Origin of the sequence: Streptomyces sp. NPDC002580 (genome assembly GCF_042889485.1) — a bacterium.
GTDB lineage: Bacteria > Actinomycetota > Actinomycetes > Streptomycetales > Streptomycetaceae > Streptomyces.
In genome coordinates this window covers 357,943-382,500 of the sequence record NZ_JBIAQZ010000009.1, presented here as the reverse complement: position 1 = coordinate 382,500, position 24,558 = coordinate 357,943, and the positions used below count along the sequence as shown (strand labels likewise).

Below are 24,558 nucleotides of genomic sequence, written 5' to 3'. Positions count from 1 at the left end.
CGTCGACGCGGAGGCCCGGGCCCAGCGGCGGGGGGGGCGACCGCGGCCGCAACGGGCAGGGCCCGCCCGCGCGGTTCGCGCGGGCGGGCCCTGCCGAGCGAGGCCGTCTCACGCCTCGACGCGTTCACCCCCGTGGAGTACCGGCTCGGACTCCGGTTCGCGCTCCTGTCCGCGCTCCGGCTCGCGGCTCAGCGTCCCCGGCCACCAGGCGCGGCGGCCGATGTCGCGGACCAGCGCGGGCACCAGCAGCGAGCGCACGACCAAGGTGTCGAGGAGGACGCCGAAGGCGACGATGAAGGCGATCTGGACGAGGAAGGCCAGCGGGATCACGCCGAGGGCGGCGAAGGTCGCGGCGAGCACCACGCCCGCCGAGGTGATCACGCCGCCGGTGGTGACGAGTCCGCGCAGCACGCCCTGGCGCACCCCGTGCCGCAGCGACTCCTCACGGACCCGGGACATCAGGAAGATGTTGTAGTCGACTCCGAGGGCCACCAGGAAGACGAAGCCGTACAGCGGCACGGACGCGTCGGTGCCGGTGAAGCCGAACCCGTACCGGAACACGAGGGCCGAGATGCCGAGGGTGGCGAGGAAGTTGAGGGCCACCGTGGCCACCAGCAGGACCGGCATCAGCAACGAGCGGAGCAGGCCGATCAGGATGAGGAGGATGATGGCCAGGACCACGGGCACGATGAGCGCGCGGTCGCGTTCGGCGGTCTGACGGGTGTCGTACTGCTGGGCCGTGTAGCCGCCCACGAGCGCGTCGGCGCCCGGCACCGCGTGCACCGCCTCGCGCAGTCGCGCGACGGCGTCCTTGGCGGCGTCGCTGTCGGCGGCGGACCGCAGGGTGACGTCGACGCGCGCCCGGCCGCCGACGACCCGGGGCTCTCCCCCGCCGGGCCGCCCGGACTCCGTGACGGCCGCGGCCGACGCGACGCCCTCGGTCGCGCGGGCCGCGGCCGTGACCTGGGTGACGCGGTCCGCGTCCGTGATGATCACGGCGGGGTTCCCGGAGCCGCCGGGGAAGTGCCGCCCGAGGGTCTCCTGCGCGGCGACGGACGGGGCGTCGTTGACGAAGATCTCGTCCAGGGGGACGCCCTTGGCGGTGAGGGTGGGCGCGAAGGCGGCGCAGGCGAGGAGACCGGCCAGGGCGATCGCCCAGACCTTGCGCGGCGCGCGGTCGACCAGGTCCGCGACCCGGTTCCAGATGCCGCTCGCCGTGCGCGCGCCGGCCGTCCGCGCGTCGCCGGTCCGCGCGTCGGCCACCGGGCGGGGCCCGGCCGGCCAGTAGGCGGCGCGGCCGAGCAGCACCAGGACGGCGGGCAGGAAGGTGAGTGAGCTCAGGACGGCGCAGACGACACCGATGGCGCCCACCGGGCCGAGTGCCCGGTTGTTCGTCAGATCGCTGAGCAGCAGGGCCAGCAGTCCGAGGGCGACGGTGCCGGCGCTCGCGACGATGGCTCCCCAGGACTGGCGCAGGGCCGCCCGGACGGCCGTGAACCGGTCGGCGCCCGCCGCGAGTTCCTCACGGAAGCGGGCGGTCAGCAGCAGGGCGTAGTCGGTCGCGGCGCCGATCACGAGGATCGAGAGGATGCCCTGGACCTGACCGTCCACGCGCACGACGTCGTGGTCGGCGAGGACGTAGACGACGGCGCAGGCGAGACCGAGCGAGAACACCGCCCCGAGGATGATGAGGAACGGCAGCAGCACGCTGCGGTAGACGAGCAGCAGGATCACCAGGACGGTCACCAGGGCGACGCCGAGGAGCAGGCCGTCGATCCCGGCGAAGGCGTCGCCGAGGTCGGCCTGGGTGGCCGCCGGTCCGGCGATCCGTACGGTCGTTCCCGGGACGCGTTCGGCGGCTGCGCGGACGCGCTGCACGGCGTCGGGCAGTTCCTTGCCGAGGTCGGGCCTGAGCTGGACGACGCCTTCCAGGGCCTTGCCGTCCTCCGACGGCCGGGCGGGCGAGGCGGCGCCGACGACGCCGGGGGTGCCCGAGAGCGAGGCGAGCGCTCCGGTCGCGGCGGAGGTCTTGGCGCCGGCCGCGGAACCGTCGCCGTCCACGGTCCAGACGACGATCGCGGGCAGTGTCTCGGCCTGACGGAAGGCGCGCTGCTGGGCCACCACCTTCGTGGATTCGGCGCTGCGCGGCAGGAAGGCGGCCTGGTCGTTGGTGGCGACCTCGCCGAGCCGGCCGGCGTAGGGGCCGAGGGTGCCGCCGATGCCGAGCCAGGCCACGAGCAGGACGACAGGGATCAGCCACAGGGCTCGTCGCGGGGTGATGGACATCGCTCTCCAGATTTCACGGGCAGGTGTCTCAATGAGAAAGAATCTCAATCATTGAGATATCTCGGCAGGATCGTAGACCACGCCCGCACTTCCGGCCACGGCGCCCACCCGGATGCACCGTGCGGGGACGTAGCGGGGACATGACGGGGCGGTGGCGCACGGATGCCCGCACGGACCCGCGGGCGTGCGGTTCAGCGCCCCGGTGGCCGCACGCCGGACAGCTGTTCGTTCATCACCGTCAGGAAGCGCAGGACCACCGACAACTCCTCCTCGCTGAAGCCGGACCGCACGGTCGCGGTCACCTCGGCGAGCGGCCGGAAGTGCGCGCGCGCCGCCGATCTGGCGTCGGGGACGTAGTGGAGGTGGACCACCCTGCGGTCCGGACTCTCCCGCACGCGCCGGATGTGGCCCGCGCGCTCCAGCCGGTCCAGGCAGGCCGTGACCGCGCCCGAGGTGAGTCCGAGGTGCTCGCGCAGCCGGCCGGGCGTGAGCGGTTCGGACGCGTCGAGGATCGCGGCGAGCGCCTGCACGTCCGTGGCGTGCAGTCCGTGCTCCCCGGCGAAGCCGTGGACCAGCCGGTTGATCTCGCCGTTCATGCGGCGCAGCTGCACCGCGAAGGCCTGGAGATCCGTCGTCACGGGTCGCCCGGGCTCCCGGTCCGTGTCGGAGTCCGGTTCACCCGTCCGGTTGTCACGGTCGTCTCGTGTGGCCACGCGATCAGCCTATAGAAGCCGGCGGTGCGTCCCCCGTACGGGCGGCCCGCGGGCGCGGCCCGTCCCGTCCGGCGCATCCGCGGGCCGCGCCCGCGGGGAAGGATCAGGAGAGGGTGGGCGGCGGGGGCGAACGGCGGAGACCGACGGAGGAGCCATGAGCGAGGACGACACCCCCACCGGCCCGAGGTGTCTGGTGACCGGCGCCACCGGCTACATCGGCGGCCGGCTGGTCCCGGAACTGCTGGCCGAGGGGTACCGGGTGCGCTGTCTGGCCCGCTCCCCCGCCAAGCTGCGCGACTACCCCTGGGCGGGGCAGGCGGAGGTGGTGCGCGCGGACGTCACGGACGCCGCGTCCGTCGCCGAGGCGATGCGTGGCTGCGACATCGCGTACTACCTCGTCCACGCCCTCGGCTCGGGCCACGACTTCGAGAAGACCGACCGGGAGGCGGCCCGGATCTTCGGCGAGCAGGCCCGCGCGGCGGGCGTGCGGCGCATCGTCTACCTGGGCGGCCTCACTCCGGAGGGTGTACCGGAAGAGGAGTTGTCACCGCATCTCAGGTCGCGGGCCGAGGTGGGCCGCGTCCTGCTGGAGTCGGGGGTGCCGACCACCGTGCTGCGCGCCGCGGTGATCATCGGCTCCGGCTCGGTCTCCTTCGAGATGCTGCGCTATCTGACCGAGCGGCTGCCGGTGATGGTGACGCCGAGCTGGGTGAGTACCCGCATCCAGCCGATGGGCGTACGCGATGTGCTGCGCACCCTGGTCGGCAGCGCCCGGATGCCCGCCGAGGTCAGCCGCGCCTTCGACATCGGCGGCCCGGACGTCCTGACGTACCTGGAGATGATGCGGCGGTACGCGGTCATCGCCGGACTGCCCCGCCGACTCATCTTCCCGGTGCCGGTGCTCACCCCCCGGCTGTCCAGTCACTGGGTCGGGCTGGTCACGCCGGTGCCCGCGTCCATCGCGCGCCCCCTCACCGAGTCGCTGCGCCACGAGGTCGTGTGCCGCGAGCACGACATCGCCCGGTACGTTCCCGATCCGCCGGGCCGGCCCATCGGCTTCGACGCGTCGGTGACCCTGGCACTGCAGCGGGTGCGCGACGCCCAGGTGACCACCCGCTGGTCGTCGGCCTCGTACCCCGGAACGCCCAGCGACCCGCTGCCCACCGACCCCGACTGGGCCGGCGGCAGTCTCTACACCGACCTCCGCGAGCTGCCGGTGGACGCGTCACCCGAGGCGCTCTGGCGGGTGATCGAGGGCATCGGCGGCGAGAACGGCTGGTACTCCTTCCCGCTGGCGTGGGCCGTGCGCGGCCGGCTGGACCGGCTGGTGGGCGGGGTGGGGCTGCGGCGCGGGCGCCGGGACGCCGCCCGGCTGCGGGTGGGCGACTCCCTCGACTTCTGGCGCGTGGAGGAGATCGAGCCGGGGCGGCTGCTGCGGCTGCGCGCGGAGATGAGACTGCCGGGCCTGGCCTGGCTGGAGATGCACGCCGAGGTGACGGACGACGGACGTACCCGCTACCGGCAGCGGGCCCTGTTCCATCCGCACGGGCTGCTCGGCCATCTGTACTGGTGGAGCGTCTCGCCGTTCCACTCCGTGGTGTTCGGCGGCATGGCCCGCAACATCGCGAAGGCCGCAAGCGGGGGCGCTCCCGTCAGCCGGGAGGAACCCGCGCTCACCCGGTGACCCCGCATCCGCGCGGGCCGCCCCGGCGGAAGCAGCTCGACGCCGTCCCCTCGCAGACCCGCCCCGGAGCCCCGCCATGACCGTCGCGATCGTCCTGTTCACCTCGGACCTGCGCCTGCACGACCACCCGCCGCTGCGGGCCGCCCTCGACGGCTCCGACGCGGTGGTGCCACTGTTCGTCCGGGACGACGGCGTCGCGAAGGCCGGGTTCACCGCCCCCAACCGGATGGCCTTCCTCGCCGACTGTCTGGCGGATCTGGACCGGGGGCTGCGCGAGCGCGGCGGCCGGCTGGTGGTGCGTTCCGGCGACGTGGTGGCCGAGGCGGTGAGGACCGTCGCCGAGGCCGACGCCGACGAGGTGCACATGGCGGCGGGAGTCAGCGCGTTCGCGCACCGCCGGGAGGAACGGCTGCGCACCGCGCTGGAGGCGGCGGGATGCCGTCTCCACGTCCACGACACGGTGATCACCGCGCACGCCCCCGGCGCGGTCACTCCGGCGGCCTCCGAGCACTTCGCCGTGTTCACGCCGTACCACCGCCGGTGGGCGCGGCACCCGTTGCGGGACGCGGTCGCCGCTCCCCGCGTCGTCCGGGTGCCGGACGGTGTGGACTCGGAGGAGGTCCCCGCCCGCCGCGATGTGGCCGGTGTGTCGCCGGGGCTGGACACGGGTGGTGAGACGGAGGCGCGGAGGCGGGTCACGGCCTGGCTGCGCAACGGGATCGGGGCGTACGAGGACCGCCACGACGACCTGCCCGGGGACGCGACCTCCCGGCTCTCCCCCCATCTCCACTTCGGCACGCTGTCGCCGGTCGAGCTGGTCCACCGGGCGGCCGCCGCGGGCGGCCCCGGCGCCGAGGCGTTCGTGCGCCAGCTGGCGTGGCGGGACTTCCACCACCAGGTGCTGTCCGCCCGGCCGGACGCGTCCGGTGCCGACTACCGAACCAAGCACGACCGTTGGCGTCCGGCCGCCGAGGCCCGGGACGACATCGAGGCGTGGCGGGAGGGGCGCACCGGCTATCCGGTGGTGGACGCCGCGATGCGCCAGCTGCGCCACGAGGGCTGGATGCACAACCGGGGCCGCCTGCTCACCGCGAGCTTCCTGACCAAGACGCTGTACGTGGACTGGCGGGTCGGGGCCCGGCACTTCCTGGAACTGCTGGTGGACGGCGACGTCGCGAACAACCAGCTCAACTGGCAGTGGATGGCGGGAACGGGCACGGACAGCCGGCCGAACCGGGTCCTGAATCCGGTGGTCCAGGGCAGACGGTTCGACCCGGACGGGGTCTATGTCCGGCGCTGGGTCCCCGAGTTGGCGGACGTCGCGGGCCGTGCGGTGCACGAACCGTGGAAGCTGAGGGACCCGGACCGCGCGGCCCTCGCCTATCCCGAACCGATCGTCGAGCTGTCCGAGGGACTGGCACGGTTCAGGCGGGCGCGGGGCCTCGACTGAGCGACTACGGCGTGGCCGGGGGGCCTGTACGCGTCCGATTGGTCAAATGCCCCGGCGACCGAGTAGAACTGGCAGGGATTTTACTCGGTATAGAGGTTTCCTTGACCACTTGCCGACGTAATGGTGATCGTCCGAACCACTCGTACCGGGTCCGTCCGTACCGGATCCCCCGCGCGGCCGACCGAAGTCGACGACTCCGGGTCGCCGCCCCGCCCCAGGAGGCTGCTCAATGCGCATTGCACGGAACGCGGGAACACTCTTCGTGGCCGGCGCGTTGACCCTGACCCTCGCCGCGCTCGCCTATCCGGCCATGCTCGGGGTGTCGACGTCGACCCCCACCTCGACGAACATCATCGCCAATCCCTCGTCGGGGCCGCTGACCGAGGCCGACCGCGACTTCGTCGTGAAGGTGCGGGCGGCGGGACTGTGGGAGTACCCGGTCGGACAACTGGCCCTGGAGAAGGGGACCATACCGGCGGTCCGTACCGCGGGAGAGCACCTGATCTCGGGCCACGCCGGGCTCGACGACACCTCCCGGAAGATCGCCAAGCAGCTCGGCATCACGCTGCCCAACAAGCCCTCCCCGCAACAGCAGGGTTTCGTGGCGACGTTGACCGCGGACTCCGGCACGAAGTTCGACACCGACTTCGCGAACATCCTGCGCATCACCCACGGACAGATCTTCTCGACGGTCGCGAAGATCCGCGCGTCGACGGAGAACACCCTCGTGCGGCAGCTCGCCGACCAGGCCAACGACACCGTGCTGGACCACATCTCCGTGATGGAGAAGACCGGACTGGTCGACTTCGAACAGGTGATCATCCAGGAGACGACCATTCCGAAGATGCCCCAGGACAATCTGACGCCGCCCCCGCCGGGAGCGGGCGAGCCGACGCTCGTCCTGACGCCGCCCCCCGGGAGCGGCTCGGTCTCCGCGAAGCCCTCGCCGTCGCCGACGGTGGGCTGACCGACCCCGGCGACAGGTACGGCCGCCCCGCGGACGCGGGGCGGCGCGACGGCGGGACCGGACCGGTTCAGGCCTCGGCCAGGTCCAGCAGCGTGGTGAGCGCGTCCCGCAGCCCCGGCGGCCTGAGCATGCCGGGCTCCGCGCGGCCGGCCCAGCCCGGGCCGCCCAGGAGCACGGCGGGCTGGGCGCGAGCGCCCTTGATGCCCCAGGTGGTGGCGGCGATGTGCCGGGCCAGCGGACGGTCGGCGGTGGAACGGGTCTGGGACCACAGCACGACGGCGACCGGCCCCAGCCGCCGCACCGCGGCGATCAGCGCCTCCGGGGGCACCGCGGCGCCGAACATCCGGGTGAGCAGGCCCTGTTCGACGAGGGCCGCGTGCAGTGCCTCCAGCGGCAGACTGTGCTGTTCGCCCGGTACGCAGGCGAGCACCACGGGGCCCCCGCCGGTGCCCGGCGCTCCGGGGCCCGCCGGTCCCGAGGCGCGGTGCAGCACCCGGGAGATGTGCCAGGACAGCAGGTGCTCGACCTCCACGTAACGGTCACCGGCCGACTCCCACTTGCGCCCCACCGCGTGCAGGGTGGGCACCATCACGTCCTCCCAGCCGGCGACCACACCGTGCCGGGTGACGAGTGAGGTCAACCGGTCGTCCACGGACGGCGCGTCGAGGCGTACGGCGGCCCGCGCGAGGCCCTTGCACTCCTGCCGGGCGTCAGCGGGGGGCAGCGCTCCGGACGTCAGCGAGCCAGGATCGTCCCCGTCGGCCCAGGACGTGACCTCGGGCGGCGCGGGATCCAGCCCCGCCTTGGCCGCCTTGGCCGCTTCGGCGGGCGCCACTCCGGCCGAGGTGAGCCGGCACATCTCCTCCAGCATCGCCACGTCCCGGGGCGCCCAGCGTCGATGCCGTCCGTCGGAACGGATCGCGGGGCCCAGGCCGTAGCGCCGGTCCCAGGACCGGAGCGTGGTGGGTGACACGCCCAGCCGACGGGCCAGCGCGCCGGTGGTGACCCCGGCCTCGGCGGATCCCGTACCCGGTCCCCGTCCCTCGTCCGACCGGCTCTCACCCATACGGCGACTATACGACGCAGAAACGATGCGAGTTGTCGCTTCCGTCCCGCTGTTCGCACGATGGGTCCACGGGGCCCATCGCAGCGGGTGCCCGGAGCGAGGAGCCGTGGCCATGAACGCAGATCCGACCGCCGGAGCGTCGACCGCCGAGCCCGCGGACAAGATCGCGGAGGCGGACCTGGAGCGCGGCATCGCCGACGGGGACGAGGCCTCCCTGGCCACCGCGTACCGGCGCTGGGCGCCGCTCGTCCACACGCTGGCCCGGCGTTCGCTGGGTGACCCGCGTGAGGCCGAGGACGTGACCCAGCAGGTGTTCCTGGCCGTGTGGCGGGGCGGCCGGGGCTTCCGTCCCGAGCGGGGCTCCCTCGCCGGCTGGCTGGTCGGCATCACCCGTCGCAAGATCGCCGACGCGTTGTCCGCGCGGACCCGGCGCACCGAGCTGGTCGGCGCGGCCGGCGCGCTCCTGGTTCTCTCCGACGACACACGGGCTCGGCCCGAGGCGGCGCTCGACCGTGTCCTCGTCCGGCACGAGCTGGCCAAACTCCCCGCACCGCAGCGCCGGGTGCTGCACCTCGCGTTCTACGAGGACCTGACGCAGACGCAGATCGCCCAGCGCACGGGCCTGCCGCTGGGCACGGTCAAGAGCCACTCCCGCCGCGGACTGCACCAGTTGCGCGACTGCCTGCGGTCGGTGGCGGAGGTCTGACGGCGTCCGTGGACGGCGCGGCCTGATCCGCGCGCCGCCCGGCGCGCCCCCATGCACCCCCCGGTCGGGATCTTTCCGGACCTCGGGCCCATCCGCCGCCCGTTCAGCCTCGGATCACATCCGTACCGTCGTCGCGTCCTGGAGGACCACACCGTGAAGGAAGCCGTGGAGATCGGGCGAAACCCGTCTGCGGAGCCGGACCTGCCGGATCTGATGGCCCGGGTCGCCCGAGGCGACCAGCAGGCCTTCGCGTCGCTCTACGACGTCGTGGCCGGGCCCGTTCTCGGCATCGTGCGCAAGGTGCTGCGCGACCGGGCGCAGTCGGAGGAGGTCGCCCAGGAGGTACTGGTCGAGGCGTGGCGGAGTGCCGCCCGCTACCGGCCCGAGCGCGGGTCGGTGATGAACTGGGTCCTCACCCTCGCCCACCAGCGGGCCGTGGACCGGGTGCGCTCGGCCGAGGCGTCGGCCGCACGGGAGTACAAGGCCGCGCTCCTCGACCGGACGCCCGAGTTCGACGAGGTGACCGAGCAGGTGGAGGCGCGCCTGGAACGGGAGCAGGTACGCCGTTGTCTGCGCACGCTGACGGAGCTCCAACGCGAGTCGGTGGCCCTGGCCTACTACCGCGGCCTCACCTACCGGGAGGTGGCGGAGCTGCTGGCGCTTCCGCTCGGCACGGTGAAGACCCGGCTGCGCGACGGTCTGATCCGGCTTCGTGACTGCCTGGGGGTGACCGCGTGACCACGGCCGACCTGCACACGCTGACCGGCGCGTACGCGCTGCACGCGCTGGCGGACGACGAACGGGAGCGGTTCGAGCGGCACACCGCGGCCTGCGCGGACTGCGCCCAGGAGGTCCGCGAACTGACGGCCACCGCCGCGAGGCTCGGCCTGGCCGTCACCACCACGCCCGCCCCCGCGCTCAAGGACCACGTGATGCGGCGGATCGCCACGGTCCGCCAGGACGCGCCGCGCACACCGCCGCGCTCCGTGCCCGGAGGCCTCCGCACCCGCGGGTTCCGGCCCGCCCGGTGGGCGCTCGCCGCCTGCGTCGCCGCCGCGGCCGCGCTGGGCGGTACGGCGGTGTGGCAGCACGAGCGCGCCCAGGACGCCCGGCAGGAGGCCCGGCGGGTCGAGCGGCGCGCGGACGACGTGGCCGCGGTCCTCGCCGCCCCGGACGCCGTCTCGCGCACGACGACGACGGCGTCCGGGGCGCGTGGCACGGTCGTCGTGTCCAGGAGCCGGGACCGGGCCGTCTTCGTCGGCACGCGGATGGCGAAGCCGCCGAGCGGCAAGGTCTACCAGCTGTGGTTCGACGACGCGGGCACCATGCGGCCCGCCGGGCTGATGGATCCTGGCCGCACCACGCAGGCGGTGCTCATGGAGGGCTCCGTCGACGACGCCTCGGGGATGGGGATCACGGTGGAACCGGCCGGCGGCTCCAGCGAACCCACCTCCGCTCCTGTGGCCCTGCTGAGTTTCCCCGCCTGAGCGTCCGCGCCCGCACCGGCCGGTGCGGGCGCGGAGTGCTCGCCGTGGCGCCTGTGGGTCCCCTCCGGCGGGAGGGGACCCACAGGCGACGCCTTCGGGCCGACCGGCCCGGTCAGCCGCGCCGTTTCGGCGGCAGCGGAAGGAATCCGCTGGTGCGCGCCGCGTACTCGGTGAAGCCCGGACGGCTCGCCATGTGGCGCTCCAGCATCGGCTTTCCACTGCCGTTGATCAGGAGGTAGCTCATCACCAGCGGCGACACCACCGAGACGACGGCCGCCGGCGCGCTGTCGCAGGCGATCAGGAACAGGCCCCACCAGACGCAGAAGTCGCCGAAGTAGTTGGGGTGGCGGGTCCAGCTCCACAGACCGCGGTCCATGATCCGGCCCCGGTTGGCCGGGTCGGACTTGAAGCGGGCCAGTTGGGCGTCGCCCACCGCTTCGAAGAACAGGCCGAACGCCCACAGCGCGGTGCCCGCCCAGGTGAGCCCGGTCAGGGGCCCGGGAACGTACTGGGCGGCCTGGACCGGCAGCGACACCAGCCACACCAGCGCCCCTTGCAGGAGGTAGACCATGCGCAGGGCGTAGAGGTCGCGGCTGCCCGGGGCTTTGGCCAGCAGGGCCTCGTAGCGCGGGTCCTCGCCGTGCCCGCGGCCGCGCCGCGCGATGTGCACGGCCAGCCGCAGTCCCCACACGCAGGTGAGGAGGGTGACGAGGACGCGCCGCGCGTCGTCGCCCTCCCCGTTCGAGGCGAGGAGGCCGACGAGGGCGACCGCGGTGAAGCCGATCCCCCAGGCGACGTCCACGATCCGGTGCAGGCCCCGGCGGACGGCGAGGGCGAAGGTGACGAGCATGACGGCGAGCGCCGTGGCGCCCGCGAGGGCGAGGTTCTGGGCGAACGCGCCCCAGGGGAAGCCGTTCATCGCTCGTCCGCGGGGGTGTACCGGACGCTCGGCCGCGGTCCGCCGGGCGCCTCCTCGGCCGGTGCGGCGAGCCGGTCGGTCGCGGCACGTGCAAGGGGACGGGCCCCGGGGGCGGTGCTCATGGAGTGGTCTCCTCCTTCGTGAACAGATACTGCTGGACATCCAGATAGCCGGAGCGGAACCCGGCCTCGGAGTAGGCGAGGTAGAAGGTCCACATCCGGCGGAAGGTCTCGTCGAATCCGAGCTCGGCGACCTCGTCGGTCCGCTCGGTGAACCGTTCGCGCCACAGGCGCAGGGTCTCCGCGTAGTGCGCCCCGAAGCCGTCCCTCCGAGTGGTGCGCAGACCGGTGTGCGCCCGGGCCACCTCCTCCACCGCCTCCACGGAGGGCAGCAGTCCGCCGGGAAAGATGTACTTCTGGATCCAGGTGAACGTGGAGCGGGACGCGAGCATGCGGTCGTGCGGCATGGTGATCGCCTGGAGGGCGACCCGGCCGCCCGGGACGAGCCGGGCGTCGAGGGTGGCGAAGTAGACGGGCCAGAACTCCTCACCGACCGCCTCGATCATCTCGACGCTGACGACGGCGTCGTACGTCCCCGTGGCCTCGCGGTAGTCGCACAGCTCGATGGTGACCCGGTCCTCGACCCCCGCCGCGCGCACGCGCTCGCGGGCCAGGTCCCGCTGCTCCCGCGAGAGGGTGAGCGAGGTGACCCGGGCACCGCGCTCGGCGGCCCGTACCGCCAGCTCTCCCCAGCCGGTGCCGATCTCCAGGAGCCGGGTGCCGGGTCCCACCTCGGCGAGGTCGAGCAGCCGGTCGATCTTGCGGTGCTGCGCGGCGGCCAGCACGGACCAGGTGGCGGGAAAGCCCCGGAAGAGCGCCGCCGAATAGCTGAGGGTGTCGTCGAGGAAGAGCGCGAAGAGGTCGTTGGACAGGTCGTAGTGGCTGCTGATGTTGTCGCGGGCGCCGGTGGGGGTGTTGCGCTGGCCGTCGGGCCGGCGCAGCGCCCAGAGGCCGCGCAGCCTCTGGAGAGGGGCCGGGATCAGGTGTGCCGCGTTCCCCGCGAGCACGGTCAGGGCGGCCACCAGGTCCGGGGCGTCCCACTCCCCCGCCATGTAGGACTCGCCGAAGCCGATGAGGCCCTGGGCGCCGATACGGCGGTGGAAGGCGGCCGGGTCGTGGATCTCGACGACCGGCCCGCCCGTGCCGACCTGGGTTCCGTCGGCGAACCGCACCCGCAGGGGCAGTCGTTCCAGCGCTCTGCGCAGCAGGACCCGGGTGATGGCGGTCCGGGTTCGCGAGCAGTCCGGCGGTGCCATCAGGTCCGGCGGGCCGACCGGGTCGGTGTCCTGTCGTGGTGCCGCGACGGGGCAGGACTCGGCTGTCCTCATTTCACGTTCTCCTGGGCTCGGTGGGGAGTGCGGGGTTGCACGGGCAGTCCGCGCAGGTACAGGCGGATGCCGTGCACCCGGATCGCGGCGGACACGGCGACGGTGGACCACGGGTGACGCAGCGCCTGCCTCAGCAGCGCGCCGGTCGTCGCTGCCCGGCGGGTCCCGCGGACGGTGGCGGTGAAGGGCCGGACGCCCTCGCGTTCCAGACGCACCGTCAGGTCGAGTCGGCTGCCGGGCCGGGGCAGCCGCATCCGGTACGCGCCGTCGACCGGGAAGAACGGCGAGACGTAGAACTCCTTCCGGGTCCGCGCGGTCCCGCTGTCGTCGGGGCGCAGCAGATAGGCGTGCCGTTCGCCGTAGGTGTTGTGCACCTCGGCGACGACGCAGCGCGCGGTGCCGTCGGGGTCGTGACACCAGTACAGGGTCAGCGGGTTGAAGACGTGCCCGAGGACCCGGGCGTGGGCGAGCATCACCACCGGTCCGCCGCGCAGGTCGACTTCGTGCGAGGCGAGGAAGCGGTCCAGGCCCGCCCGGATGCTCGGCTGGTCGCCGTCGAAGTGGTCACGGGGGTCGAACCTGGCCAACGGGCGCAGCAGATAGGGGAGTTCGGGCGGACGGTCGGGATCGGTCAGCCACATGTACGTCCGGTGGCGGAGCGCGTACCGGGTGGGCACGGTGCGTATGTGCGCGACCGTGCAGGGATAGAGGGCGGGGGTGCCTGTCACCAGGTCACCCCCAGCGCCGCGGCGGCCTCGACCCCGGACCGGCAGCCGTCCTCGTGGAAGCCCCACCCGTGGTAGGCGCCGGCGAAGGCGGTCACCGGACTGTTCAGGGAGGGGAGTCGACGCTGGGCGGCGACGGACTCGGGGGTGTAGACGGGGTGTTCGTACCGCATGCGGGCCAGGACCCGGTCCGGGTCGACGCGGTCCTCCCCGCCCAGGGTGACGACGAAGGTCTCGGGCGCGTCCAGCCGCTGCAGGCGGTTCATGTCGTAGCTCACCCGGACCCGGTCCGCGTCGCTCTCGCAGTCCGGCATCAGGTAGTTCCACGAGGCGCGCGCCCCGCGGGCACGCGGCAGCAGCGCCGTGTCGGTGTGCAGGAGCGTCGTGTTGCGCGAGTAGCGGAACGCGCCGAGCACCTCGCGCTCGCGCGGGGTGGGGTCCGCGAGCAGCCGCAGCGCCTGGTCGGGGTGGGCCGCGACGACCACGGAGTCGTACGAGGCGGTGGCGCCGTCCTCGGTGGTGATCTCGACCCCGTCGGCGTGGCGGCGCAGGGCCCGGACCGGGGTGGAGGTGTGCACCGCGTCGAGCTGTTTGGCCAGCCGGTCGACGTAGGAGCGGGAGCCTCCGGTCACCGTGCGCCAGGCCGGCGAGTCGCCCACCGACAGCATCCCGTGGTGCTCCATGAAGCGGAACAGGTAGGCGGCCGGGTAGCGGCGGGCCGTGGCCGCGTCGCAGGACCACACGGCGGAGACCAGCGGGGTCATGAAGTGCCGGGTGAAATAGGGCGAGAAGCGCCGCCGGGCCAGGAACTCCCCCAGGGTGAGGGTGTCTTCGCCGCCCTCGGCCAGCAGCCGGCGGGCGGCGCGGTGGAACGCCGGCACTTCGGTGAGCATCCGCAGGTAGGGGACCCGCAGGGCGTCGCGCGGCCGGGCGAACAGGCCGGCGGGACCCCGGGCACCCGCGTACTCGAGGCCGCACCCCTCGCACCGCACCGACATGCTCATCTCGGACTCCTGGGTGGCGACGCCGAGTTCGGCGAACAGCCGCAGCAGGTTCGGGTAGGTGCGGTGGTTGTGCACGATGAAGCCCGAGTCGACGCGGTGCAGGCGCCCGTCGGACGAGGTCAGGTCGTGGGTGTGCGCGTGGCCGCCGAGCCGGTCGTCCGCCTCGTAGACGGCGACGGACCGCTCACGGCTGAGCACGTACGCGGCGGTCAGACCGGCCACTCCCCCGCCGATCACGGCGGTACGCCGCCGCGCCCCCTGCCGTTCCCCGCCGGTGCGCCGCGTTTCGCCGTCCGGCGCGTCCGCGGACCTGTGCTTCATCGGATTCCTCCCGCCCGCTCCTCGTCGGAGCTCTCGGGAGGTATTCCGGAGCTGGGCCCTCGACGGATTGGCCGGAGCGCGATCGACCTCGGATCGGGCGCGGAGCCCCTCGGGCGACGCCCCGACCTGGGGCGCTCCGCGTCCCGCGGACGTCACCCCGGACACGCGGCGCGGTCACGCCATCACCCATGACGACACATACGAAGCCATCTCTACACATAAAGAATAAATAAGCGCAGAATGGTCGTACGCGGCACCGGACGCGCACCGTTCCTGGCGCGGCCGGGCCGGGGCTTCGGAACAGATCGAAGGTGACAAGTCATGGCCAATGTCTCGCATCCGAGTGGCGACATCACCAGCCACCCGGACGCATCCGAGATGCGCGCGCGGTACGAGCGCGTGATCGGTGGTCGCGACGTGGCGCTCCTGGACGGGCCGGTGTTCCTGCTCGGCCTGTACTGCGCCGTGTCCCCGTGGGTGCTCCACTACACGACGAGCCAGCCCGACCTGGCGCCGCACAATCTCATCATCGGCATCGCGATCTGCGTCCTGGCTCTCGGATTCACCGTCACACCGGGAAGGATGTACGGCCTGAGCTGGGCGATCTGCGCGCTGGGCACCTGGATGATCATCTCGCCCTGGATCGTCGGCAGCAGCCCGGACACCGGGGTCGCGCTCAACAGCATCATCATCGGCGCCCTCGCGGTGGCGCTCGGCGCGATGTGCGCGCTCACGGCGGACCGGAGCGGCCGCCGGATGTAGTCCGGGCAGGGGCTCCGCGCCGGGGTCCCGCACCGGGCTCGCACGCCCGGCGCCCGTCCGGCGCGGAGGCCCGCTTCCGCGCTCGCCTCATCGGGTCGGCATGAGCCACGGCTCCTGGGGCAGCGGACCGCCGGTCTCCAGAAGGGACTTCAGGTTGGACAGCACCGCGGACCAGCCCGAAGCGGCGTCGGCGAGCGCGCCCCCGTCGGGCAGGTCCTCGTGCGTCACGGTCAGCCGCACGATGTCGGCGTGCGGCTGGATGTCGAAGGTGACGCTGGAGTACGCGCTCGCGTCGCCTTCGTCCGCGGGGGCGGCCCACGTGGTCCGGAGGCGGGTCGGACGCTCGCTCTCCACCACGGTCCCGACCACGTCGGCGACCCCGGAGCCGTCCGTGCGACGGTGCTCCCAGCGGGACCCGGCACGCCAGTCCGAGACATTGGAGTGACCCCAGTAGGCGGCCGTGAGGTCGGCGTCGGTGAGCGCGTCCCAGACCTTCTCGGGAGTGCTCCTGATGTAGGTGACGTAGACGAAGTTCGGCTTGTCGGTCATGGCTTCCTCGGCTCGTTCCTTGACAGCGCCGAGCATCCGCAGTCGCGGGCGCTCGAACTTGTCGATCCACCGCTCCTGGACCTCGTGGAGCGGCACCGGATTCAGGTAGTGCAGCTTCTCCCTCCCCCGCCGCACCGTGCTGACGAGGTTGGCGGCCTCGAGAACGGCCAGGTGCTGCGTCACCGACTGGCGTGTCATCTCGATGTGTTCGCACAGTTCACCGAGCGTCTGACCGCTGTGCCGGTGGAGCCGGTCGAGGAGCCGTCGCCTGGTCCCGTCGGCGAGCGCCTTGAAGACCTGGTCCATTCCCGAGTCGCTCTCTGATGTCACACCCAAAGTTATGCAGGCAATTACCTGCATGTCAAGGCCGGCGGGCGGCCCCGCGCCGGCCCGGCCGTCGGCGCCCACCGGTGCGGCGGCACGCGGAAGGGCCAGAGGCGAGGTCATCGGCCGAGGCGGAACGGCCGGTCGCCGCGAGCGCCGGGCCGCACGGCGGGGCCGGCCGGCCGCGGGGAGAGCGGTCAGTTGACCTCCCGGTCGTGTCCCTCCCAGTACGGCTCGCGCAGCTTGTACTTCTGGAGCTTGCCGGTGGCCGTCCTGGCGAGCTCGCTCCGGAACTCGACCGAGGTCGGCGCCTTGTATCCGGCGAGGCGCTCCTTGCAGTACTGGATCAGCTCCCGTTCGCCGGCCTCCGCCCCCGGCGCGAGGACCACCAGCGCCTTGACGGTCTCGCCCCACTTCTCGTGCGGCACGCCGATCACCGCGACCTCGGCGACGGCGGCATGGCTGAACAGGGTGTCCTCCACCTCGATCGAGGACACGTTCTCGCCACCGGTGATGATCACGTCCTTCTTGCGGTCGCTGATCGTCAGATAGCCGTCCGCGCCGATCGACCCGCCGTCGCCGGTGTGGAACCAGCCGTCGGCCAGCGCCCGTCCGGTCTCCTCGGGCTGCTCCCAGTACCCCTCCAGGACGACGTTGGAGCGCGCCAGGATCTCGCCGTCGGCGGCGGTGCGCAGGGTGACGCCCAGCGCGGGGACACCGGCGCGCACCAGCTTCTCGGCGCGGGCCTCCGGGTCGAGGTCGTCCCATTCGGACCGGGACCGGTTGACGGTGAGCAGGGGTGAGGTCTCGGTGAGGCCGTAGATCTGGATGAACTCCCATCCCAGCAGCGATTCGACGCGTGCGACGGTCTTCGTGGGCGGCGGCGCTCCGGCGACGATGACGCGGACCCGGCCGCGGCCCGGGATCTCGCCCTCCCAGGACTCGGCGGCGGCCAGCACCGCGTTGACGACGGCCGGAGCCGCGCACATGACCGTCACCCCGTGCTCGGCCACCCGGCGCAGGATCTCCGCCCCGTCGACCTTGCGCAGCGCGATCTGCGGCACGCCGAGGCCCGCCATCGCGAAGGGCATCCCCCACCCGTTCGCGTGGAACATGGGCAGGGTGTGCAGATAGACATCGCGGTCGGTGACACCCGCGTGCAAGGCGAAGGTCGTGGCGTTGACCCAGATGTTGCGGTGGGTGATCTGCACGCCCTTGGGCCGGGCCGTCGTTCCGCTGGTGTAGTTGATCGTCGCGGTGGCGTTCTCGTCCGGCCGCCACGGACGGGGGTCGGTCCCGAAGGCGTACAGCTCGGCGTCCGCGTCGGGGCCGAGCGTGAAGCGGTGCTCGCAGCCGACCCCGGCGAACCGGTCCGTGAGCTCGGGGTCGACGAGCAGGACGGTGGCCCCCGAGTGCCCGACGATGTAGCTCACCTCGTCGGCCGTCAGCCGGAAGTTGACCGGTACGAGCACCCGGCCGTGGCCGCTCACACCGAAGAACGAGGTGAGCAGTCTGGCGCTGTTGGGCGAGACGACGGCCACCCGCGCTCCGTGCGGCACGCCCAGCGCGTCGAGCCCGGCGGCCTGCGCCCGGGCCAGTTCACCGACGCGCCGGTACGTGAGCCCCTCCCAGGGCTCGGCCGGCTGGTCCGGTTCGTCGACGACACCGACGCGGTCGCCGTACACGGTGACAGCGCGGTCCAGAAAATCACGGGCCCCGAAGGGGACGAGCATCACGGCCTCCCGGCAATCGGACGGTGTCCACGTTCTGCCCCACCACGCTCTCGCGCATCCGGGACCACCGCCAAGTGGCCGCGACCGCCGTACCCGCGCCCCGCGAGGCGCCCTTGGCCCGGACCCACGACACGCGTCAGGATCGTCGGATGGACAGCCGACCGACGTTCGACTTCCCCGGACCGCTGCGCATCGACGGCATGGGGCTGCATCTGCGGGAGTGGTCCGACGACGACGTCGCGGACCTCGTCGCGCTCTACGACGATCCCGAGATCGACCGGTGGACGCCGGTGGCCTCGCCCTTCGACACCGAGGCGGCGCTCGCCTACCTCGCGGCGGCCGAGCAGAAGAGCGCCGAGGGGCGGGCCGTCCAACTCGCCATCACCACGGACGGTGAACGGCCTCGGGGCGAGATCCTGCTCTTCCCCGGCACGGGCGACGACCGGGACGTCGAGCTCGCGTACGGCGTGGGGGCCGCCTACCGGGGCCGGGGGCTCGCGACCCGGGCGGTCCGGCTCGCCGTGGACTTCGCCCACCGCCGCGTCGGCGGCCGGCGCATCGTCCTGTGCATCGAGGACGGGAACACCGCGAGCGAGGGCGTGGCCAAGGCGACGGGCTTCGTCCTCGCCGACGACGAGCCGGTGGTCCGTACGGCGAAGGGCCGGGACGTCGTCCTGCGGACCTGGAGCCATCCGCGGAACGCCGGCCCCCTCGGCTGACCGTCCCGCCGCCGCCCGGCGGAGCCCGTGACAGTGCCCCCGGCGTCACCCGTTCGAGAGCACCCCGCGCAGCACCGACAGGGCGACGACCTGGGCCGGCACCCGGGCGATCACCATGACCGCGGTCAGCAGCCGGACGAGCGCGGCGAGGTCGGTGTGACGGCCGAGCAGGCAACCGATCGCCGTGACGACGCCCATGGTGGCGAGCCCCAGGGCCGGGAAGCGGTGCCGTGGGCGCGGCTTGGCGTCGGGGCGGTGGAAGACGCGTTCGCGGGCCGCGTCGCAGGGCACCCGCGAGCTGCCCCGACCGTCCTCGGCACGACAGATTCCCGAACGCTGCATGGCCGGAAGGCGGCCGCGCAGAGCACGTCCGGGTCCCGCACGGGATGCCTGCCCAGGCGCGGACTGGCTCAGCGCGGAGGGGGGCAGACACATAGCGACGGGCGACCGAACAAGAGGGGCGGAGATGGAGATCTCGGGCATCATCAGTGCCATCCTCATCGGCATCATCATCGGTGTACTGGGCCGGCTCGCCGTGCCGGGACGCCAGCGCATCGGGATCCTGTGGACGATCGCGGTGGGCATCGTGGCCGCGTTCATCGGGTCGGGGGTCGCCGCCGCGTTCGGCGTCGCCGACACGAAAGGCGTCGACTGGATCGAGTGGCTCATCCAGATCGGCCTGGCCGCGCTGGGCGTCGCGGCACTGGACCGGACACGGGGGCGGCGCTGAGGGGCCGGGGCTCACGGTTCGGACCGACGGTCCTGGGCCGACCCGTCCGGGGACTGACGGTCCTGGGCTGAAATCCTGGACTGACGGTCCGGGGCCTGCCGTTCGGGGACCGTCGTCCGGGACTCGTCAGGACTGGCCGTTCGGGACCCACCAGTAGGGACCTACCGGCCAGGAGCCGTTTCGCCGCTGGGGACGGGGAGTTCACGGCCTGACGGCGGCGATCCCCCGCAGGCGCCGACGGGCGGGTGGCGGCCGGACGCGCCGAGCGGACCGTGCGAGGGGGCGGGTGCGCGAATGCCCGGGTGCGCGAATGCCCGGTCGGCCGGGCCTTCGCGGGCCCGGACATGCCCAGGCCGAGGGACAGGTGGGGTGTCTGGTGGCCCGTCCGCCGAAAACCGTTGCGCGGAGCGCTCCCGTGCGGCTACTTTCTGCGGGCTTCGCACCCGTACGACCCACGCCACGGAGAGACCTTGCCGCCTCGCATCACGCCGTTGACCGATTCCGACCCCGCCGCGTCGAGCCGGCGTCCGTTCTGGCTGGCCTCCGACGCCGAGGGGTTCCCGGTGGGCTCGGCGTCCCTCCGGCCCTTCGCCGAGGAGGGGCCGGAGCGGATCGCCGAGCTGGAGATCGCCGTACACCCCGCGGAACGGCGCGAGGGGGTGGGCGGCACGCTCCTGGACACCGCCGTGGCCGCCGCTCGCGAGGACGGGCGAGTGGCGCTCGTCTCCCGGGCCACGGCCGGCTCCCCCGGCGACGCCTTCCTCTCGGCGCGCGGGTTCCGCCGGGTGCTGGCCCTCACGTTCGCGCGGCTCCCCCTGGCGGAGCTCGACCTCCCGGCCGTCACCGCGATCGCGGAACGCCCGCACCAGGGCTACGGGTTGACGTACTGGGACGGGGTCGTCCCCTCCGGTCTGGCACAGTCCTTCGCCGACTCCCGGCGGGCCATGGACGACATGCCGATGCAGGACAGTGCCCGCGGGATCGACGTCTGGGACGTGGAGCGGGTCGTGGCGGTGGCCGAGGCCGTCCTGAAACGGGGCGAGGCGCTGCACACGGTGGCCGTGGTGGACCGCTCGAACGGCTCGCTGGTCGGCTTCTCGGAACTCGTCGTGCCGGGCGACGGCCTGGGTGACGCCCAGCACTACGGAACGGCGGTCCTGCCCGAGCACCGCGGCCACGGCCTCGGGCTGTGGATGAAGGCCGAGTCGATCAGGCTGGCCCGTCTGCGGTACCCGGAGCTGGCCGGCCTGCTCACGGACACGGCCGACGTCAACGCGCCCATGATCGCCGTCAACGACGCCCTCGGCTACCGGCCCACCCACCGGGAACTGGAGTACCGGCTGGACCTGTGAGGCCCGTGCGCCGGACCGCGCGGGGGAGAAGCGTGGCCGGGTGCCGGGCGCGGCCCACACCCGGCCGTCAGGTCCCGGCGACGGCGCCGGAGCGGCGCCGCCGCTCCTCGCGAACGCGGGCCGGGGTCACGGCTGGTAGACGTACGGCGTCGTCGTGGTGAGTGCCTGGAAGCCCAGCCGGGCGAGGATCGGACGGCTCTGGCTGGAGGCGTCCACCTGGACGTAGCGGTAGCCGCGGTCGGCGGCGACGCGGGCGCGGTGGGCGACGAGGGCGCGGTAGATGCCGCGGCCCCGCCATTCCTCGACGGTGCCGCCGCCCCACAGTCCGGCGAACCGGGCGCCGGGCAGGAGTTCCATGCGGGCCGCGCTGACGGGGACGTCGCCGGCCAGGGCCACGACGGCGACGACCGTGTCCGAGTCGCCCGTGAGCTGGGCGAGCAGCTGGTGCCGCAACCGGGTGCCGTCGATGCCGAAGGCCCGCTCGTGGACATCGGCGACGAGGTCGACGCCCGCGCGGTCGGTGACCGGCAGCAGTCGTACGCCCTCGGGAGGTTCGGCGTCGAGGGCCAGATCGCTCAGCTCGGCGATCATCAGCGTCTCCTCGGGCTCGGCGGTGAAGCCCGCCGCGCGCAGGCGTTGTCCGAGGTCCACGGGCCGGTCGTGACCGTACAGCTTCCACTCGAACTCTCCCCCCAGCCGGGAGAAGAACCGCACCTGTTCGGCGATGGCCGCGTCGGCGCTCGCCTCGTCCAGATCGGACCAGAGCACCCCGCTCCAGCCCTTGTCGGCGCCGACCAGGCGCACCACCCTGCCGACGCGCTCGACCCGGGAGCCGGGCGCGTCGGGGCGCGCGCTCTCGCGCATGTCCCGGTCGAAGAGGGCCAGTACCGCACTGTGATCCATGGGGCCACTCCAGCATCCCGGGACGAACGGGGCAACGGGAATACGCGGCCCGTGGGCCGCCGGGGGGAACGGCACGGCCCGGAACGGGGAGGCGCCGCGGTGGGCGCGCGCCTTGCACCCGCTGGTCCCTGACGCGGGAACGCCCGGGCGGACCCTCCGTCAGGCCCCGCCCGGGCGCCGTTTCCACGCCTCCCGGTCAGCCGGTCGGGGCGAGTTCCTGCTGCGGCACGGGGGCCGGGGACGCGACCTGGACCCGGCGCAGGCCGGTCAGGCTGACGAACACCAGGGAGAAGACGCCCGCGAGGGCGAAGACGGTGAAGCCCGCGGTGGTCGAGCCGGTGGCGAGCAGCTGACCGCCGAGCCACGGGCCGAAGACGGCGCCGAAGCGGCCCATGCCGGACGTCCAGCCGACCGCGGTGGCGCGGTTGTCGTCCTCGGAGCGGTGGGCGACCGTGGCGTAGATCATCGCCTGGGCGCTGAAGAGGAACATGCCGGTCAGGAAGACGACGGTGTAGGTGAGGGGCAGTGGCATCTTGACGCTGAGCGAGTAGATCCCGACGGCGGTGGCGCCGAACCAGATCGCGGAGATGCGGGAGCCTCCGAACCTGTCGGTGAGGCGTCCGCCGATCAGCATGCCGACGATGCCGCCGAGGTTGATGACGATGACGAAGCCGATCGAGGACCCGAGGTTGTAGCCGTTGGCCTTCATCAGCGAGGGCAGCCACTGCGAGACGCCGTAGACGAGGAGGAGACCGCCGAAGGACGCGATCCAGAAGAGCAGGGTCTGGACCCACCGGCCTCCGCGGAACAGGGCGGCGAGGGCGCTGAAGCGGTCGGCGGCGGCCTGGCGCCCCTCGGCGCGGGCGGCCAGGTCGACTCCGTAGCGGTCGGCGAGGGCGCGGGCCTCTTCGGTACGGCCCTTGGCCTGGAGGAAGGCCATCGACTCGGGCAGGAACCTGGCCGCCAGCGGCACGCCGATGAACAGCGGCAGCACGCAGATCCAGAAGGAGAGGCGCCAGTCGCCCGTCCCGAGCGCCACGAATCCGGCGACGATGCCGCCGGCCTGGTGGGCGGTCATCAGGGAGCCCACGATCAGGGCGCGGCGGCCCTTCGGGGCGTACTCGGTGACCATGGTGATCGCGCTCGGCAGCAGGCCGCCGAGGCCGAGGCCGGCCAGGAAGCGGCCGAGGCTGAAGACGCCGAGGGTCGAGGCCGCGGCGCAGACCGCGGAGGCCAGGGAGAACACGGCGGTCGACGCGACGATCGTCTTCTTGCGGCCGACCCAGTCGCTGACGGTGCCGGAGGACAGGGCGCCGATCAGCATGCCGAAGGTGGCCCAGGAGCCGACGTCACCGGCCTTGCCCGGGTCGATGCCGAGCGCCTTCGTCTCCATCATGTGCGGCAGCACGGAGCCGTAGATGAACATGTCGAGGCCGTCGAAGAGGACGACCAGCCAGCAGAGGCCGACGACCAGTGCGGCCATTCTGCTGCCGCCGCGAGCGGGCAGGGCGAGGGAGGAGGACATCGTTGTTTCCTCTCGTCCAGGAGGCGTGGGCCCTGGAAGGGGATCGGAGACGCGGGTCGACGCGGCTCGTGCGGCTGACCCGATTATGGGCTAGACGCTAAGGAGTCGACCTCTAGAGTGTCAACGGTTTTGTCAACAATCTAGGAAGCAATCCGGCCACCTGCCGCGCCCGTCGCGCAGGTGGCCGAGAACCAGGTGAAGTGACGGAGAACCAGGTGAAAAGGGCGCGGGCGGCACACAGTCCGGTGCCGCCCGCGCGCCCGCGCGGCTGGATATCGCCGCTTCTTCGATCAGCCGATGGGCGGTGTGCCGTGGGTGTGGAAGGACTCGATGGTCTTCAGGCCCCAGGCCTGCCCCTTCTTCCGCTCGTTCTCGGTCCACGTGACCAGGGGCCAGTCCGGGGCGAGGACGAGGCGGGTGAGCGGGTTGCACAACTCGATCCGGTTGCCGCCGGGTTCGTACACGTAGAGGAAGAACGTCTGCTGGATGGCGTGCTTGTGCGGGCCCGTCTCGATGAACACGCCGGTGTCGATGGCGAGGTCCGCGGCGCGCAGGATGTCCTCACGGGTGTCCGTGGCGAACGCGATGTGGTGCAGGCGCCCGCTCGAACCCGTCCAGTCCTCCGTGTAGACGACGTCGTACGACTTGTTGCTGAAGGTCAGCCACTGGGCGGCGATCCGGCCGCTGTCGAGCTGGATCTGCTCGGTCGGGCGGGCCCCGAGCGCGTCACGGACGAAGTCTCCGTTGGAGGCGACGTCGGCGGCGAGGAAGTTCACGTGGTCCAGGCGGCGCACGCCGACCCCGTGACCGGGCTTCGCCTGCGGCTGGTTCTTCAGACCGGGCTTGAGGCGGTCCGGCGCCCGGTACCACTCGCTCTCCCAGTACAGGGCGAATTCGTGGCCGTCGGGGTCGGTGGTGACGAAGACCGGGCCGAGGCCGGGCTCGTCGTTCACCCAGCGGCCCTCGCGGCCGGCGCTCTCGATCTCCTTGACCCGGCGGTGGAGGGCCTCCTCGCTGGAGGCGCGCAGGGCGGTGCGGCGGATGCCCGAGGTGCTGTGGGCCGTGAGGGTCAGGCTGTGGTGCTCGTAGTCGTCCCAGGTCCGCAGGTAGACGGAGTCCCCGGAGCGGCCGTTCTCGGTCAGGCCGAGGTACTCCGTGAAGAACCGGACGCTGGCGTCCAGGTCGGGGGTGAGCAGTTCGACGTGCCCGAGGTGGGCGATGTCGCCGAGCGGCGGGGCCATGGGGC

The 24,558-nt window shown here is 73.0% G+C and carries 23 protein-coding genes and 1 pseudogene; 10 read left to right on the top strand and 14 right to left on the bottom strand.

All coding sequences use genetic code 11. The features are described 5' to 3' along the window. Positions 1 to 108: 108 nt before the first annotated feature. On the bottom strand, positions 109 to 2,286 hold the full coding sequence (locus tag ACFYW7_RS27660) for an MMPL family transporter (RefSeq protein WP_389507061.1): 2,178 nt from the start codon (positions 2,284 to 2,286) through the stop codon (positions 109 to 111). Positions 2,287 to 2,477: 191 nt separating this feature from the next. Then, complete coding sequence (locus ACFYW7_RS27655; protein ID WP_389507059.1) at positions 2,478 to 2,999, bottom strand: MarR family winged helix-turn-helix transcriptional regulator; 522 nt, start codon at positions 2,997 to 2,999, stop codon at positions 2,478 to 2,480. Positions 3,000 to 3,153: 154 nt separating this feature from the next. Here ACFYW7_RS27655 and ACFYW7_RS27650 point away from each other — a divergent pair, with 154 nt between their 5' ends. From ACFYW7_RS27650 to ACFYW7_RS27640, 3 genes are all read left to right on the top strand, one after another. Further along, positions 3,154 to 4,683, top strand: coding sequence for an SDR family oxidoreductase (locus ACFYW7_RS27650; RefSeq protein WP_389507057.1), 1,530 nt, complete (start codon positions 3,154 to 3,156; stop codon positions 4,681 to 4,683). Between the two features lie 76 nt (positions 4,684 to 4,759). After that, on the top strand, positions 4,760 to 6,133 hold the full coding sequence (locus tag ACFYW7_RS27645) for a cryptochrome/photolyase family protein (RefSeq protein WP_389507054.1): 1,374 nt from the start codon (positions 4,760 to 4,762) through the stop codon (positions 6,131 to 6,133). Between the two features lie 229 nt (positions 6,134 to 6,362). Further along, positions 6,363 to 7,100, top strand: a complete 738-nt coding sequence (locus ACFYW7_RS27640) for a DUF4142 domain-containing protein (RefSeq protein ID WP_389507052.1) — start codon at positions 6,363 to 6,365, stop codon at positions 7,098 to 7,100. 67 nt (positions 7,101 to 7,167) lie between these two features. On the opposite strand, the gene ACFYW7_RS27635 is transcribed toward ACFYW7_RS27640, so the two are convergent. After that, the gene (locus ACFYW7_RS27635) at positions 7,168 to 8,166 is read right to left on the bottom strand and encodes a MerR family transcriptional regulator (RefSeq protein WP_389507050.1); all 999 of its coding nucleotides are present in this window, start codon (positions 8,164 to 8,166) and stop codon (positions 7,168 to 7,170) included. 112 nt (positions 8,167 to 8,278) lie between these two features. On the opposite strand from ACFYW7_RS27635, the gene ACFYW7_RS27630 reads away from it, so the two are divergent. From ACFYW7_RS27630 to ACFYW7_RS27620, 3 genes are all read left to right on the top strand, one after another. Further along, positions 8,279 to 8,872 carry a sigma-70 family RNA polymerase sigma factor gene (locus ACFYW7_RS27630; RefSeq protein ID WP_389507048.1) on the top strand — a complete coding sequence of 198 codons (594 nt, stop codon included), beginning with the start codon at positions 8,279 to 8,281 and terminating at the stop codon, positions 8,870 to 8,872. Positions 8,873 to 9,025: 153 nt separating this feature from the next. Continuing rightward, complete coding sequence (locus ACFYW7_RS27625; RefSeq protein ID WP_389507046.1) at positions 9,026 to 9,610, top strand: sigma-70 family RNA polymerase sigma factor; 585 nt, start codon at positions 9,026 to 9,028, stop codon at positions 9,608 to 9,610. Next, the gene (locus tag ACFYW7_RS27620; RefSeq protein ID WP_389507045.1) at positions 9,607 to 10,359 is read left to right on the top strand and encodes an anti-sigma factor domain-containing protein; all 753 of its coding nucleotides are present in this window, start codon (positions 9,607 to 9,609) and stop codon (positions 10,357 to 10,359) included. Before ACFYW7_RS27625 ends, ACFYW7_RS27620 begins: the two co-directional genes overlap by 4 nt. A 112-nt stretch (positions 10,360 to 10,471) precedes the next feature. On the opposite strand, the gene ACFYW7_RS27615 is transcribed toward ACFYW7_RS27620, so the two are convergent. The 5 genes from ACFYW7_RS27615 to ACFYW7_RS27595 are packed head-to-tail and all read right to left on the bottom strand — an operon-like array spanning position 10,472 to position 14,715. Beyond that, the gene (locus ACFYW7_RS27615; RefSeq protein WP_389507043.1) at positions 10,472 to 11,278 is read right to left on the bottom strand and encodes a DUF1295 domain-containing protein; all 807 of its coding nucleotides are present in this window, start codon (positions 11,276 to 11,278) and stop codon (positions 10,472 to 10,474) included. Next, positions 11,275 to 11,400: a hypothetical protein gene (locus tag ACFYW7_RS27610; RefSeq protein WP_389507041.1), complete on the bottom strand. Its 126-nt coding sequence runs from the start codon at positions 11,398 to 11,400 to the stop codon at positions 11,275 to 11,277. The genes ACFYW7_RS27615 and ACFYW7_RS27610 overlap by 4 nt, the downstream gene beginning before the upstream one ends. Further along, positions 11,397 to 12,665: a class I SAM-dependent methyltransferase gene (locus ACFYW7_RS27605; RefSeq protein ID WP_389507038.1), complete on the bottom strand. Its 1,269-nt coding sequence runs from the start codon at positions 12,663 to 12,665 to the stop codon at positions 11,397 to 11,399. Before ACFYW7_RS27605 ends, ACFYW7_RS27610 begins: the two co-directional genes overlap by 4 nt. Next, positions 12,662 to 13,393 carry a DUF1365 domain-containing protein gene (locus tag ACFYW7_RS27600; protein WP_389507034.1) on the bottom strand — a complete coding sequence of 244 codons (732 nt, stop codon included), beginning with the start codon at positions 13,391 to 13,393 and terminating at the stop codon, positions 12,662 to 12,664. The genes ACFYW7_RS27605 and ACFYW7_RS27600 overlap by 4 nt, the downstream gene beginning before the upstream one ends. Continuing rightward, on the bottom strand, positions 13,390 to 14,715 hold the full coding sequence (locus ACFYW7_RS27595) for an NAD(P)/FAD-dependent oxidoreductase (RefSeq protein WP_389507032.1): 1,326 nt from the start codon (positions 14,713 to 14,715) through the stop codon (positions 13,390 to 13,392). Before ACFYW7_RS27595 ends, ACFYW7_RS27600 begins: the two co-directional genes overlap by 4 nt. Positions 14,716 to 15,036: 321 nt before the next feature. Between ACFYW7_RS27595 and ACFYW7_RS27590 the strand changes: the two genes are divergently transcribed. Further along, positions 15,037 to 15,477 (top strand): SPW repeat protein, encoded by a 441-nt coding sequence (locus ACFYW7_RS27590; RefSeq protein WP_389507030.1) that lies wholly within the window; start codon positions 15,037 to 15,039, stop codon positions 15,475 to 15,477. An 87-nt stretch (positions 15,478 to 15,564) separates the two neighbouring features. Here ACFYW7_RS27590 and ACFYW7_RS27585 read toward each other — a convergent pair whose 3' ends face one another. Both ACFYW7_RS27585 and ACFYW7_RS27580 read right to left on the bottom strand, forming a co-directional pair. Further along, positions 15,565 to 16,332, bottom strand: coding sequence for an ArsR/SmtB family transcription factor (locus ACFYW7_RS27585; RefSeq protein WP_389507244.1), 768 nt, complete (start codon positions 16,330 to 16,332; stop codon positions 15,565 to 15,567). A 215-nt stretch (positions 16,333 to 16,547) separates the two neighbouring features. Further along, a complete protein-coding gene (locus ACFYW7_RS27580; protein ID WP_389507028.1) occupies positions 16,548 to 18,083 on the bottom strand; it encodes an AMP-binding protein in 1,536 nt (511 codons plus the stop codon). A 149-nt stretch (positions 18,084 to 18,232) separates the two neighbouring features. Between ACFYW7_RS27580 and ACFYW7_RS27575 the strand changes: the two genes are divergently transcribed. Then, complete coding sequence (locus ACFYW7_RS27575; RefSeq protein WP_389507026.1) at positions 18,233 to 18,802, top strand: GNAT family N-acetyltransferase; 570 nt, start codon at positions 18,233 to 18,235, stop codon at positions 18,800 to 18,802. 66 nt (positions 18,803 to 18,868) lie between these two features. Here ACFYW7_RS27575 and ACFYW7_RS27570 read toward each other — a convergent pair. Beyond that, a pseudogene (locus ACFYW7_RS27570) lies at positions 18,869 to 19,105 on the bottom strand (amino acid permease); the annotation flags it as partial. Positions 19,106 to 19,268: 163 nt separating this feature from the next. Between ACFYW7_RS27570 and ACFYW7_RS27565 the strand changes: the two are divergent. Both ACFYW7_RS27565 and ACFYW7_RS27560 read left to right on the top strand, forming a co-directional pair. Further along, positions 19,269 to 19,532: a GlsB/YeaQ/YmgE family stress response membrane protein gene (locus tag ACFYW7_RS27565; RefSeq protein WP_351122977.1), complete on the top strand. Its 264-nt coding sequence runs from the start codon at positions 19,269 to 19,271 to the stop codon at positions 19,530 to 19,532. A 470-nt stretch (positions 19,533 to 20,002) separates the two neighbouring features. Continuing rightward, the gene (locus tag ACFYW7_RS27560) at positions 20,003 to 20,884 is read left to right on the top strand and encodes a GNAT family N-acetyltransferase (protein ID WP_389507023.1); all 882 of its coding nucleotides are present in this window, start codon (positions 20,003 to 20,005) and stop codon (positions 20,882 to 20,884) included. A 126-nt stretch (positions 20,885 to 21,010) separates the two neighbouring features. Here ACFYW7_RS27560 and ACFYW7_RS27555 read toward each other — a convergent pair whose 3' ends face one another. The 3 genes from ACFYW7_RS27555 to ACFYW7_RS27545 form a co-directional block, all read right to left on the bottom strand. Continuing rightward, on the bottom strand, positions 21,011 to 21,787 hold the full coding sequence (locus ACFYW7_RS27555; protein WP_389507021.1) for a GNAT family N-acetyltransferase: 777 nt from the start codon (positions 21,785 to 21,787) through the stop codon (positions 21,011 to 21,013). 196 nt (positions 21,788 to 21,983) lie between these two features. Next, positions 21,984 to 23,312: an MFS transporter gene (locus ACFYW7_RS27550; RefSeq protein ID WP_389507019.1), complete on the bottom strand. Its 1,329-nt coding sequence runs from the start codon at positions 23,310 to 23,312 to the stop codon at positions 21,984 to 21,986. A 290-nt stretch (positions 23,313 to 23,602) separates the two neighbouring features. Then, complete coding sequence (locus tag ACFYW7_RS27545; RefSeq protein WP_389507017.1) at positions 23,603 to 24,553, bottom strand: catechol 2,3-dioxygenase; 951 nt, start codon at positions 24,551 to 24,553, stop codon at positions 23,603 to 23,605. Positions 24,554 to 24,558: the final 5 nt, after the last annotated feature.